Source organism: Sporomusa sp. GT1, from assembly GCF_014634905.1.
GTDB lineage: Bacteria > Bacillota > Negativicutes > Sporomusales > Sporomusaceae > Sporomusa > Sporomusa sphaeroides.
Genome location: NZ_BMBX01000013.1, coordinates 19,646 through 32,432, shown reverse-complemented (window position 1 = coordinate 32,432; position 12,787 = coordinate 19,646). Strand labels below are relative to the sequence as shown.

Genomic DNA, 12,787 nt, shown 5'->3' with positions numbered 1-12,787 from the left:
GTACAGGGAGGTGTGCATCATTAGCATCATGCATCCACGCCGGATGATAGTTCTCAGCCTGTTTGGCCTGCTGCTGGCCTTGTGGCCCGGCACCGGCAGTGCCGCCGGCCCAACGGTGGATACCATTGCGGTGACTATTACGGCTGCTGAGCCGCCGCCGGACAAGGTTGCCAAACGGATGACGGCAAGTATCACGGCTGTCGGGGAAGAAATGCTTGCCGGACGAACGGTTGCCGATGTAAGAGCAAACCAGGCCAATTATGAAAAACTTGTCCGGGAGATTTTCAACAGGGTACTTGTCGGCTACAGCGTCGATCAGGCGGTCATTACACCGGGAACTACCACCCGGATTGCAGTGGTGCTGGAACCCTGGGGCGAGGTGGTGCGCAGCGTTTCCCTTGAGCTTGACAGTGGCAGTTTGCCGCCGGAAGTAATGAATTTGATTAACCGGGATATTGAGCAGCTGGAAGAGCAGGTAGGCGATGTCTTAATTGGTTTGCCGGTTGACTCGGTAGCCTGGGCAGGCGGAGTATCCAAGGTCGTTATCCGCGATTTATTAGCAAACCAGCTGCCGGAATTTCGCAGCAATCTGGAGATTACTGCCGGGCAGGAGACCCACATCAAACTATCACTGATTCCCAGCGGTCCGGTTGTTGATACGGTTCAGCTTTCCTTACGCTCCCGTACCATCCCCAACCTGCTGCTGGCAGAGGCCGGTACGGCTATCCGCGAAGCGGCAGGTATAATGCGCGGTTTACCGGTAGCCTTTGTGGAACGGCATCAAAAATATTTTGCCGGAGTGGTGCAAAGTGCGGCAGCCAAGCAATCGCTGGTCAGCAGGTATGGAATAACTCTGACGCCGGTCGTTGAGCCCGGTGTCGTCACCGAAGTAACTCTCAATGCCGAGACTGACAAATACCGGTTGACGCTGGAAGGCAATCTGGATGTGGGACGCGAGGACGACACTACTTCCGCGAAATTACATTTTGGTAAATATACAGGCAGCCGGGATGAAGTCTTTTTGGAGATCAAAGTTATTGCCGATAATCTGGAATGGGACTTTGAGCCAGGCTGGGGTCATAAATTTACCGAAACTACTTTTGCCGGTTTAAAATATAATGTCTCAGACCACCATAGCACCTTATGGCTTAACCACTACATCGGCAGCGACTGGATGCTCCGGCTTGAGGACACGCCGAAGCTGGATTACTATGAAGTTGGGGTCAGATATAAGCTGCATGAATTCCTCAGTGCCGAGTATGTTTTCACCGAAAAAGAGAATTGGCTGAGACTGACCGCCAATTTGTAAGACTTGCTGAATAAGGTGCTTCCTGATATAATTGGAGGGTAGAGGAGAAATTTTATTGCCAGAGGGCAGGAAAGAAGGGTAAAGAATGTTTAAAGATAAGAAGGTTGCAAAAATGGTTGCCGTTGCTGTAGTGGCGGTATTTCTGCTGGGAATATTCGGACTGGCGATATCGCAAAGCGCTACAGGTTATGCTGCTTCGGCCGGTACCTCATCCAATATTGGCAAGGTAAACCGGGCGCTGGTGCTGCAACAGCTGCCTGACCTGACCCAAGCCAGAGAAACCCTGGATGCTGAACTAGCACAGGCACAAAAAGACTTTGATGCCAAGACAGCCAATATGTCGGCTAAAGAAAAACAAGATTACTATAATCAAACCATGCAACGCCTTCAATTGAAGGAACAAGAGTTGTTGGCGCCAATTCATGACAAAATAGATGCCGCCATTAAATCGGTTGCCGATGCGAAGGGTGTTGCCGTGGTCTTTGATGTTAATAATGTAGTTTATGGTGGTCAGGATCTGACTGCCGATGTTGTGAAAAAACTTACCGGAAAATAATTGCAATCATTGAGCCGAGCTTGCGCTCGGCTCAAACCTTAACTAGAGAGGGTGATTTGGTGTTTACTTCTCAATTGACACCAGTAAGGTTTCTTGCAGTCCTGCTGCTTAGCACTGTCCTGCTGGCAGGCTGCTCCCGTTCAACACCTGAAACCAAACCGCCCGAAGCGCCGCAGCTGGGTATTATCAGCGTGGATAAAGCCGTTCAGTCTCATCCCAAATACCAGGAATGGCAAAATAATAAACAGCAGGCGGCCACCATAAAAGAGCAGCTGGCTGCTACGGCAGGTAAAGGTATTGCTCAGTCAGAAGCGGCCATAAATTTACCCGGCAATATGGCAGCCAGCATACAATCAGCTGTCGAACAGGAATTCAAGGTGAAAATTGCCGCAAAACAGCAAGAACTGCAGGCGCGGCTGCTGGAGCAGGCCGGGAAAAAGCGCCAGGAGCTTTCCGCACAGCTTGAGGCTTACGCCGGCGAACTGAACCAGCAATATCAGCCACAGCTTTTTAACCTGCAGCTCAAGCTGCAGACTGTGCGTATGGACGAACAGCAGGCAACTGCGCTTAAACAGGAAATAAATGCCGTAAAAGCGGAGCAGGCTGCTAAACTGTCGGCAAAAGAACAGGAGATGGCTCAGCAGCTGGAGGCGGCGCTGGCTCCGGAAAAAGCGGCTATGGAACAGGAACTGGCTGCCTATGCCGCCCAGCTTAACCGTGAGCTTGACAATAAACTGTCGGCTCAGACGGCTGAATTGTCGGCAAAACTGACCCAGCCGGCAGCCGCGCCATCTGCCGCGGACAGCAGCTTACAACAGCAGCTTGGCATGAAACAGCAGGAAATTAAGGTTCTGGAAGAATTTATCCTGAACGATATCCGGGATAAAACGGCAAAAATAGCTGTTGAACGCGGCCTGGAGGCTGTTCTGACAGGACAGCAGGTCAATGTTCGGGCGGTAGACCTGACAGATGCCGTGATTGACGCGATTAAGAAATAATTTGCCTGCATATACTATGAGCAATATGAGATGCCTATGAGCACAGGGAGAGCTTGTGCTCATAGAGCTTCCTAAGGAGGATTGTCTGATGAACAAACAGATTAAAATGGCATTAGTACTGGTACTCATCTTTGTTGGTGCTCTGGCACTGGCCGGCTGCAGCAGCAGCCAGGGAAATATTGGCGTTCTTGATGTCAACAAGGTTATGTCCGACAGCCCGAAAATTAAACAATTTCAAGAACAGCTGAATACCAAAGGCAAAGAATTGAGCGATCAACTGGAAAAAGATAAAGCAAGCCTTAGTGCCGAGGAATTCCAAAAACGTCAGGAAGCAGCTTATGGCGATTTTCTGAAGGTAAAGCAAGACCTGGAAAACCAAATTGACGCCAGCATCAAACAGGCAGTTGAGCAAGTAAGCACCGAGAAAAAGCTCAGTGTTGTACTCTACAAAAACAGTGTAGCGCAAGGCGGCACCGATATCACTGATGCTGTAATCGGCAAAATGCAATAAGCGGGAGGCAGCTTGTGTGAAAAAGACGTTAGTTGAGATTGCCGCCCTGATTCATGGTACGGCTACCCATACTGCCGGCATAGAAATTACCGGCGTCACCAATATTGATGACGCCGGTCCGGGTGATATTACTTTTGCAGTGCCGCCGCACCTTGACAAAGCAGGAAAAAGTGCGGCGGCTGCCGTAATCATTCCTGATACCATTGAAACCTTTCCCAAACCGGCCATCCGGGTGGCTAACCCCCGGATGGCCTTTACCACGCTGCTGAGCCTGTTTACCCCTAAGCCTGACGTGCCGCCGGGCATTCATCCGGCAGCAGTGGTAAGCGCTACCGCCAAGCTGGGTGCCAATGTGAGCATTATGGCCTATGCTGTCATTGATGAATATGCCGAAATCGGTGATAATACTATCATTTATCCGCACACCTATATTGGGCGTGAGGCTACTATCGGCAGTCATTCACTCATCTATCCCAATGTTACTGTCAGAGAAAACTGTCATATCGGTGACCGGGTGATTATTCAGAGCGGTGCGGTAATCGGCAGTGACGGTTTTGGTTTTGTCACCATTGACGGCAGACACCAAAAAGTGCCGCAGGTGGGTAATGTCATTATTGAGAATGACGTCGAAATCGGTGCCAATACCTGTCTGGACCGGGCCACTACCGGCAGTACGATTGTCAAGCAAGGCACCAAAATTGACAACCTGGTGCACCTGGCACACAATGTGGTTGTTGGCGAAAATTGCTTCTTTGTAGCGCAGACCGGTATTGCCGGCAGTGCCAAAATCGGCAATAATGTAACCTTTGCCGGCCAGGCAGGCAGTGCCGGGCATTTGACTATCGGCGACAATTGTGTGTTTGCCGCCAGGTCGGCGCCCATTAACGACATCCCGGCGAATTCCTTTTATGCCGGTTTTCCTGCCCGTCCTCATAAAGAATGGCTGCGTTCCGAAGCCGCTATCGGCAGGCTGCCTGACCTCATCAAAAAAATCCGTGAGCTTGAGCAGCGGCTGGCTGATATAGAAAAGAAATAAGATAACGAGGTATCCTGCGATACCTCGTTATCTTATGGCCTGCCCACAAATTGGCGCAAGGGCTTTAGCAGGATTTTTGCGCCGGGTGGGGAATTATTATATATTTATAGCCCATTATCCATTATCAAGGAAAAGTAAGGAGAAGAATCATGAAAAGAACCATTCTCGCAGCGGCTGTTGTACTATTGGCCGCAGCTCCTGCATATGCCGCACCATCCATTAACGGTTCGACAGGCCTGATCAACACCCCGACTGCCGATGTTCTGCAAGAGGGACAGTTTTCTCTTGGCTATTATCATTTAAAAGAAGGCGGCGTTGGTGCCCTTAACCTCAATCTGGCAAAAAATCTGGAGCTGGGTGTGGCCGGCTTCCGTTATGACAGTGATGTGAGCAAAGATAATGAGACGCTGGTTAATTTCAAGTACAGTCTGTTATCTGAGACGGTACTGACTCCCGGCCTGGCTGTCGGTGTGGAAGATATCGGCAATGATGCTAAACGCACGCACTATGCTGCGGCCAGCAAAGCCCTGCCTTTTGGCTTCCGGCTTCATGCAGGTGTTGGCGACGGACGCTATGACGGTGTATTTGCCGCCATTGAAAAAACCATCAGCCCGATCGGTGCGGTTACAGGCAACAACATTTTTCCGGCCACGACTCTTATTGCCGAGTGGGATGGTGACCGCATGAACTATGGCGCACGGATGTCCATTGTTCCCGGTCTCAAAATCGATGCCGGCTGGCGTCACAGCGAAACCTACATTGGCCTAAGCTACACCTATTAGGAGCAGCGCCGATGCAATATTATTTAGTAAAATGCATAAGCCGCATCGTATGCTGTTTGCCGGCCGGCATCAGGCGCGGCCTGGGAACGCTGATCGGGCGGCTGTGCTGGCCGCTGGTTCCGGCCAAAAGAAAGCGGATGGCGGCGACCAATATTAAGCGCAGCCTGGGGGTTGATGAAGACCGGGCTTGCTCGCTGGCCAAGGCCAGTGCTGTACGCTTTGGCCCCATGTTCATGGAAGTGCTCCACATGCCCCGGCTTACCCCTGAGAATATTGGAAATTATGTTAAGCTGACAGGCCAGGAGCATCTTGAAGACGCCCTGAAGCTAGGACGCGGCGCGGTACTGGCCACCGCCCATGCCGGTAACTGGGAACTCTTAGGAGCCGCTCTTGCCATGCATGGCTTTCCCCTGGTGGCTGTTGTACAGCGGCAGACAAATCATGCCATGGACAGATTTATTAATGAATACCGGACAAAGGCCGGCATGCATGTTACCTATAAAACCGGGGTCAGGGAAATGGTTAAGCTGCTTTGCGGCGGCAAAATTATCGGCCTTCTGATGGATCAGGATAATCACACCGATGGCGTATTTGTTGAATTTTTTTCCCGGCCGGCTTCTACGCCGCAGGGAGCTGCCGCTTTGGGACGCCTGAATCATGCGCCGATTGTGCCGGCTTTTATTGCCACCAATCCGGACGGCACCCATACGGCTATCATTCACCCGCCGGTGATGGTGGAAAAAACCGCCGACCGTGACCACGATATTCTGGTGACAACCCAGAAATTGACCCAAATTATTGAAAATCATATCAGACAATACCCGCAGGAATGGTTTTGGCTGCACAACCGCTGGAAAACGCCGCCGCCTGCCGGGAAAACTATAGGAGGGTAATCCCCTCTTATTTTTTTGTACTTTTACAATATATACAAAAATTGATTTTTTGATATACTTATGGACAATAAAATGATATACGTGCTATAATGGACTCCGGGAGTGAGGTGACTGAAGGGATGCTGACACTAGGTATAAAAAACCTTAAATTTCTTAAAAGTATCTTCAAGGATTCTATTGAGCGCGATATTCTGACACTGCTTGTTGTCAGTGTACTCATCGGCGCCCTGTTAGCCAGTTCGGTCTCCATGGCTGCCAACACGTACTTTTCGAAAACCCTGGCCAGCCTTGTGGGTGACTATGGGGAATATGACATATTACTTCAGATCAGAGAAGAAAACCGCGAGGATGCGGCTGTTCATATTGCCAAGATTGTCAATGAAGTATTCCCAGGCGGCAAAATTAAAGAAGGACCGACAATTACCGGTAAGACCCCTTTCTTTATCGCTTTGCCTGAGTCCTTTAAAACCAAAACCGTATACGAAGAACTGTCGAAAACCTTTGGCGGCATTCCCGGCGGCGCAAGTGTCGGGGTAATGACTGACCCGCGACTGACTGTGCGTGGTGTGCCGGAGGGAGCGAGAAATATGCTTTTAGATAAAATCTCACAGATGGACGGCGTTCGCTTCACCTTTCGCGACGGCTCTTCTGTCGGGGTTATCTTAAACTCGCTTGATAAATCGGCGGCTGTCAATACAGCTATTAAGTCGCTGCTGTCAGATTATCAGGTAATTGAAATTAGTTTCCCGGTAGGCAGTGAACCTGCCAACCCGCTGCGTCTGGGAGAAAGCATTGCCGGGGCTATCCAACAGGAATTGCAGTTAGAGTATGCGCAGAACGTATCTGTTGACGGCGAAAATAGTGATATGACTTATATGGTAAGCACAATGCTGGAGCTTAAACGCTTCCTGCAGGCCTATGGGTCGCAAATTACCATTACCCCGGCTGCCGGTACCGAACTGGGCAAAGGGGATATTGTTGTCTTTCAGGGGACTGCAGCCGAGCCGCCACAGGCCGGTGGCATGATTGCCAAAGGAAATGTTGTGGCAGAGATTACGGCAGCAGGCACCGGTGGCAAACTGGAAGGTCGGATAACCGAGGGGGACGCTTCCTGGCTGGATCATCCGTCAGGCAGCATCCAGGGTTACAAGCTGGAGAACAATACGGTAAGCGGACAAACGGCGACTGCCGTTTACAAGAACCCGCGCCAGGAACTGGGCCAGGCGCTTGGTGAAACAGGCAAACTGGTCGGACAAATTCCCGGCTTTGCACAAGATGCCAAAAGTATGAGTTCTGTTGCCCTGGGTACTCTGGAACATTATGACAGCGGGGTTAACGCTTTAGAGCAAACCTTATCCGGCCTGCAGGCAGCCGGCGGCACGATTCAGACGGCCACGAGCGCGCTTGCCGGTATTGATACCAGCAGTATTCGCAGCCAGCTTGACAATTCGTCCAACACATTAGGCAGTTTGGTCAATACGCTGCAGGTAGTCCGGTTGGTCAATGGCGATGTGGACAAAACGGTTAACAACGTCAGCGGTGCGCAGCAAAATCTCATTACGCTGAGCACAAACCTGGCTCAGCTTGACAGTGTGGCGGACAATGCCCGCCGCGCCAAGTCTGTTCTTGACAATATTGCTGTTAATGGTCAAACCAGCCTCAATACGCTGAAAGCCTTTGACGTTAACGGGGCCAGAACCAGCCTTGCCAGCGCCAATAGCCATCTGGGACAATTGCAGCAAATTGATGTGCCGGTGATTGCCGCCCAAATTGCTTATTTGGCAAGTGCCGTTCCTGACCTTAAAGACGAAGAAATCAGCCATTCCATTAATCTCCTGGATAAATTTATTGCCGGACAGGTAATTCCCGGTGCCCGTATTCAGATTCTAACTACCGGCCATATTGACATTAATGCCGTGGCACCGGTTGTGCACAAGCAGGCAGGCCACAACAATGCCTCCCTGTATTCGACGGCATTAGGAATCATCGAGCCCGACCCGCGCGGCGAGTTGTACCAGGTGCTTACCGAAGTAAAAAGCATTCTGGCCGGGATGACGGCCATTATTGCCACCATCCTGTTCCTGGGACTTGACCATACCGGCATTATGACCGTTATCCGCCGCAAACGGCTCAATCAACAAGTTCCTGCTACCGGCTGGCGCCGGACAGTGGCACGACTGACAGGTATCTTTACCGTCCCGGAACGCTGTTATGGAATGGGTGTAGGCGCTTTGCTGCTGACAGCCATCTTCCTGCTGGCAGGCGGCGGCATTCCCTATCTGCCCTGGGTGGGTGTGCCGCTAGTGGGAGCCGTACTTGGCTTTTTAGTGGCCTGTTATACTGAAAAAATCAGTCCGATTGCCGATGAAGAAGTCATGGCCGGTGAAGCTCTGGGCTTGTCGGCAGATGAAATTATGCGCGAGATTGTTATTCCGGGCGGTCGCCCGGGACTGATGCAAAAACTCAATCAGCGCAAAGTGAAATTCAAGTAATATATTCAACATGTTATCTAAGGGGGTGAGCCGTGTGCTCAATATCCGGCACCTAACCAAGAAATTCGGCAGCCTTGTCGCCGTTGACAACCTGAATCTGGCGGTAGCAAAAGGGGAAACCGTTGTTATCATGGGGCCGTCAGGCTGCGGCAAGTCAACCACCATTCGCACCATTAACCGATTGATTGAGCCGGATACCGGCTCAATCCTGGTTGACGGCGTGGAAATGACCCAATTAGATGATGCCGGCTTACGCCATATGCGTAAACGCATTGGCTATGTATTTCAACAATTTAATCTCATTAACCGGCTTAGTGCTGCCCAGAATGTCATGCTGGGCCTGGTTATGGGAGGGCAGCCCAAAGAGGCGGCCTATGACAAGGCTGTCGCCGCACTGACCAAAGTAGGGATGGAGCAGTTCAGAGAACACAAGCCCGGACAGTTGTCCGGCGGTCAGCAGCAGCGGGTGGGTATCGCCCGGGCACTGGCCTTCGAACCTGAGCTGATGCTATGGGATGAGCCGACGGCTTCGCTTGATCCGATGCTGGTGCGGGAAGTGCTGGTAGTCATGGAGGAACTGGCCAAATACCGTGCAGCCACCATGCTGGTGGTTACTCACGAAATAGCCTTTGCCCTGCATGTGGCCGACCGCATTGTGCTTATGGAAAAGGGCACGATTGTCGAAGCCGGGGTACCCAGCCAGGTATTTGTTAACCCTGTTTCCCACGTCGGCTGCCAGTATAAAGAACTGATTGAATACCAGCTCAATACCAGCGCCCGTACGCTCTCCGGCAAGCGCAGCGCCTGACAATGCCTTTCCTCTACAATCCATGCTTGCGTAATTTCTCAAATTCCTGTAGAATAAATTGGTATTAGACAATTCAGGAGGAACCTAATGGAACGCCAAACCACAGTAGCGTCTCGCGTAATGTATACCGGTATTGGTCTGCACTCCGGGCGGGATGTAACCATTGCACTCAAGCCGGCTCCGGCTGACAGCGGCATTGTATTTGTCCGCACCGATCTTGCCGGGCTGCCGCGTGTAGCTGCGCGGGCAGCCAATGTAACCAATGCTATGCGGGCCACTACCTTAGAGAGCGGTGACGCCAAGGTTTTTACCGTGGAACATCTGTTAGCCGCTTTCTATGCGATGGATATTGATAATTGTTTTGTGGAAATATCCTCGGTGGAACCGCCGGTTGCCGACGGCAGTTCGCTGCCCTTTCTCCGGCTGATTGAGTCGGCAGGCATCGTCCGGCAGGATGAACTTCGCCGGCCGCCGATTGTTGTAAAAGAAACCATTGCCGTGCGTTATCCGGACAAATTTATTGCTATTTTGCCTTATGACGGATTTCGCATTACCTTTACTTCCATTAACCCGCACCCGCTGCTGGGCGTTCAGTTTGGTGACTATGAGATAACTCCTGAAGTGTTTGCCCGGGAACTGGCACCTGCCCGTACCATCGGCTTTATGCACGAGGTGGAAGCCCTCAAGGCGCAAGGTCTGGCTTTGGGCGGGAGTTTAGACAACGCAGTAGTATATGATGATGAGAAATGCTTAACGCCGCTCAGGTTCCCTGATGAACTGGTCCGGCATAAAATTTTAGATGTAATCGGTGATTTGGCACTGGCAGGCCGGATAGCCGGCCATGTTATTGCCGTAAAGTCAAGCCATGCGCTCAATACCGCACTGGCGAAAGAGATAATAAAAGCAAATATGCAAGTATGTGATTGATTTTGAGGAGGCGTTTTTCCGTGATTTTATCAGCAACCGAAATTCAGGCGATTATTCCGCACCGTTACCCCATGCTGCTTGTTGATCGTATTATTGAGCTGGAACCGATGAAACGGGCAGTAGGCATAAAAAATGTATCAATTAATGAACACTTTTTTATGGGGCATTTTCCGGAAAAGCCTATTATGCCGGGAGTGATTATTCTTGAGGCTATGGCCCAGGTTGGAGGGGTAGCCTTGTTATATCCGGAAGAAAATCGGGGAAAGATAGCCTACTTCGCAGGCATGGAAAAGATTAAATTCAGAAAGCCTGTAACTCCCGGCGACCAGCTTCGCATGGTAGCTGAGATCATAAAAGTCCGTGGCAGTGTCGGTAAAGTGTGGGCTGAAGCCTTTGTCGACGGACAGGTTGTAGCCGAAGCCGAATTTCTGTTTGCCCTCAATTCACGCTAAAGCCGTTTTAACCGGGGTGTTAAGCCCAACTAACGGTTAGTGGCTCTTAGCCGGGGGCTTAACTTCAGAACGACACACGATAATAGCTGAAAAACCGATATATCCACTGAAATCTGCGTGCTAATCGGCAAAAATGCAGCTTAGCGCTTTGATTAAGGTTATTTTGCCTAATTTTAGCATGCCGTTTTTCGACTGATCAGTCGGAATATATATAAATAGAAAGAAACGAACTATGAGACCTGCTTACAAGTTCTAATTTAGTGGGGAGTTGATTATCGTATGAAACCGGAAGCGGTTGTAATACCATTACGTAAGATACACGAAACTGCAGTTGTTCATCCCAATGCCCGTATCGGCAAAGATGTTGAAATAGGAGCCTATGCCGTTATTGGCGAAAATGTGCTCATCGGCGACGGGACGCAAATTGGCGCCCATGTCGTAATTGACGGCTGGACCAGTATCGGCAAAAATTGTGTTATTTTTCCCAGTGCCTCTATTGGTACCGAACCGCAGGATTTGAAATTCCGTGGAGAAAAAAGCTATGTATTTATTGGCGATAACACCAAAATCCGCGAATTTGTGACAATTAACCGGGCTACCGGCGAAGGTGAAGAAACGCGGGTGGGCAGCAACTGCCTGCTCCAGGCATATACCCATGTGGCTCATAACTGCATTGTCGGCAATCATGTTATTATGTCCAATGCGGCAACCTTGGCCGGCCATGTGGTGGTAGAGGACCGGGTGGTTATCGGCGGCTTGACCGGTGTGCACCAATTTGTAAAAATCGGCCGCAATGCCATGGTTGGCGGGGCTTCGAAAGTGGTTCAGGATGTACCGCCGTTTGTTATTGTTGACGGGCATCCGGCCAAAGTCTGCGGCCTCAATAATGTCGGCCTGTCACGTGCCGGCATGAATGAGACTACCCGCCGTAACCTCAAGAAGGCCTACCGGATTCTTTACCGTTCAGGCCTGACGTTGACCCAGGCCATTGCCGTAATGGAGCAGGAACTTGATTCCTGTGAAGAAATTGAGCATATGATGCGTTTTCTCCGCAATGCCGAACGCGGTATTTGCCGCGGACGCAAGGATGCGGACAATTAACGCATAGCTAAGCCTTGCTTGGCAAAACCTATATTACTAACTTGAAACAATACAGCGCTTGATGCGGCTTGCAGGCTGCATCAAGCTACATAAGGTGGGGACCAGTATGAAGACAATAGGACTTATTGCCGGTATTGGCCGGTTGCCGGTTGAATTTGCCCGTGCCGCTCGCGGCATGGGCTTTGCCGTGATTGCCATAGGTGTTGCGCCAGGGGTGGATGAGGAGCTAAGCAAAGCCGCCGACAAATTCCATACTGTCGGTTTAGGCCAGCTGGACAAGCTGCTGGCCCTGCTAAAACAAGAAGCCGTACAGCAAGTTACCATGCTGGGCAAGGTTACCAAAGAGCATTTATTCAGTGGTTCGGCCCGGCCTGATGCCCGCATGCAGCAGCTGCTCGCCGGACTCAAAGACTTGAATGACGATACGGTTATGCTGGCTTTGGTACGGGAGTTGGCAGGTGAAGGTATCGGGGTGCTTGACCAAACAGAATTTATCAGGCAGCTGATGCCGCCGGCAGGTGTACTTACCCGGCTAGAGCCCACCCCGGAGCAACTGGCAGATATGGAGTTTGGCTTAGGTTTGGCCCGCAAAATAGGGGGCCTGGATATTGGGCAAACTGTAATTGTTAAAAATAAAGCCGTACTGGCGGTGGAAGCCATTGAGGGAACCGATGCCTGCATCCGGCGCGGCGGCCAGCTGGGGCGGGGCGCCGCTATTGTCGCTAAGGCCGCTAAACCCAAACAGGATTCACGCTTTGATGTACCCTGTGTGGGGCCTGATACGCTGGCAGCCATGCTTGAAAGCGGTGCAGCCGCTTTGGTGATGGAGGCAGGCAAAACCCTGCTGGTGGACAGGCAAACAGTGATTGAACAGGCTGACAAGCACGGAATATGTATTGTGGTAATGTAAGAGAAACCTGGA

General features: G+C 51.1%; 13 protein-coding genes. All 13 read left to right on the top strand.

All coding sequences use genetic code 11. The annotated features are described in order from the left end of the window. The first annotated feature begins 43 nt into the window (after window positions 1–43). The 13 genes from GT1_RS14535 (at window position 44) to GT1_RS14475 (ending at window position 12,775) form a co-directional block, all read left to right on the top strand. Window positions 44–1,309, top strand: a complete 1,266-nt coding sequence (locus GT1_RS14535; RefSeq protein ID WP_223226275.1) for a hypothetical protein — start codon at window positions 44–46, stop codon at window positions 1,307–1,309. 85 nt (window positions 1,310–1,394) lie between these two features. After that, entirely contained in the window at window positions 1,395–1,865 is a 471-nt protein-coding gene (locus GT1_RS14530) for an OmpH family outer membrane protein (protein ID WP_075757132.1), read from the top strand. A 59-nt stretch (window positions 1,866–1,924) separates the two neighbouring features. Continuing rightward, window positions 1,925–2,863: a hypothetical protein gene (locus tag GT1_RS14525; protein ID WP_223226274.1), complete on the top strand. Its 939-nt coding sequence runs from the start codon at window positions 1,925–1,927 to the stop codon at window positions 2,861–2,863. A gap of 88 nt (window positions 2,864–2,951) precedes the next feature. Continuing rightward, entirely contained in the window at window positions 2,952–3,374 is a 423-nt protein-coding gene (locus tag GT1_RS14520; RefSeq protein WP_188399352.1) for an OmpH family outer membrane protein, read from the top strand. Window positions 3,375–3,390: 16 nt separating this feature from the next. Continuing rightward, on the top strand, window positions 3,391–4,410 hold the full coding sequence (gene lpxD, locus GT1_RS14515; protein ID WP_188399351.1) for a UDP-3-O-(3-hydroxymyristoyl)glucosamine N-acyltransferase: 1,020 nt from the start codon (window positions 3,391–3,393) through the stop codon (window positions 4,408–4,410). Between the two features lie 149 nt (window positions 4,411–4,559). Then, window positions 4,560–5,192, top strand: a complete 633-nt coding sequence (locus GT1_RS14510) for a YjbH domain-containing protein (protein ID WP_188399350.1) — start codon at window positions 4,560–4,562, stop codon at window positions 5,190–5,192. An 11-nt stretch (window positions 5,193–5,203) separates the two neighbouring features. Then, a complete protein-coding gene (locus GT1_RS14505) occupies window positions 5,204–6,085 on the top strand; it encodes a lysophospholipid acyltransferase family protein (protein ID WP_188399349.1) in 882 nt (293 codons plus the stop codon). 119 nt (window positions 6,086–6,204) lie between these two features. Then, window positions 6,205–8,577: a hypothetical protein gene (locus GT1_RS14500; RefSeq protein ID WP_223226273.1), complete on the top strand. Its 2,373-nt coding sequence runs from the start codon at window positions 6,205–6,207 to the stop codon at window positions 8,575–8,577. A gap of 34 nt (window positions 8,578–8,611) precedes the next feature. Beyond that, window positions 8,612–9,385, top strand: a complete 774-nt coding sequence (locus tag GT1_RS14495) for an amino acid ABC transporter ATP-binding protein (RefSeq protein WP_188399348.1) — start codon at window positions 8,612–8,614, stop codon at window positions 9,383–9,385. Window positions 9,386–9,472: 87 nt separating this feature from the next. Further along, window positions 9,473–10,312: a UDP-3-O-acyl-N-acetylglucosamine deacetylase gene (lpxC, locus tag GT1_RS14490; RefSeq protein ID WP_188399347.1), complete on the top strand. Its 840-nt coding sequence runs from the start codon at window positions 9,473–9,475 to the stop codon at window positions 10,310–10,312. Window positions 10,313–10,335: 23 nt separating this feature from the next. Then, window positions 10,336–10,764 carry a 3-hydroxyacyl-ACP dehydratase FabZ gene (fabZ, locus tag GT1_RS14485; RefSeq protein WP_075757254.1) on the top strand — a complete coding sequence of 143 codons (429 nt, stop codon included), beginning with the start codon at window positions 10,336–10,338 and terminating at the stop codon, window positions 10,762–10,764. A gap of 279 nt (window positions 10,765–11,043) precedes the next feature. Further along, on the top strand, window positions 11,044–11,865 hold the full coding sequence (gene lpxA, locus GT1_RS14480; RefSeq protein WP_188399346.1) for an acyl-ACP--UDP-N-acetylglucosamine O-acyltransferase: 822 nt from the start codon (window positions 11,044–11,046) through the stop codon (window positions 11,863–11,865). A gap of 106 nt (window positions 11,866–11,971) precedes the next feature. Continuing rightward, complete coding sequence (locus tag GT1_RS14475; protein ID WP_188399345.1) at window positions 11,972–12,775, top strand: LpxI family protein; 804 nt, start codon at window positions 11,972–11,974, stop codon at window positions 12,773–12,775. Window positions 12,776–12,787 lie beyond the last annotated feature (12 nt).

Excerpts from the sequence above, each read along its gene's own strand:
- GT1_RS14535 (WP_223226275.1), top strand. The coding sequence starts at position 44 with ATGATAGTTCTCAGCCTGTTTGGCCTGCTGCTGGCCTTGTGGCCCGGC.
- GT1_RS14530 (WP_075757132.1), top strand. The coding sequence starts at position 1,395 with ATGTTTAAAGATAAGAAGGTTGCAAAAATGGTTGCCGTTGCTGTAGTG.
- GT1_RS14520 (WP_188399352.1), top strand. The coding sequence starts at position 2,952 with ATGAACAAACAGATTAAAATGGCATTAGTACTGGTACTCATCTTTGTT.
- GT1_RS14510 (WP_188399350.1), top strand. The coding sequence starts at position 4,560 with ATGAAAAGAACCATTCTCGCAGCGGCTGTTGTACTATTGGCCGCAGCT.
- GT1_RS14505 (WP_188399349.1), top strand. The coding sequence starts at position 5,204 with ATGCAATATTATTTAGTAAAATGCATAAGCCGCATCGTATGCTGTTTG.
- GT1_RS14500 (WP_223226273.1), top strand. The coding sequence starts at position 6,205 with ATGCTGACACTAGGTATAAAAAACCTTAAATTTCTTAAAAGTATCTTC.
- lpxC (WP_188399347.1), top strand. The coding sequence starts at position 9,473 with ATGGAACGCCAAACCACAGTAGCGTCTCGCGTAATGTATACCGGTATT.
- lpxA (WP_188399346.1), top strand. The coding sequence starts at position 11,044 with ATGAAACCGGAAGCGGTTGTAATACCATTACGTAAGATACACGAAACT.
- GT1_RS14475 (WP_188399345.1), top strand. The coding sequence starts at position 11,972 with ATGAAGACAATAGGACTTATTGCCGGTATTGGCCGGTTGCCGGTTGAA.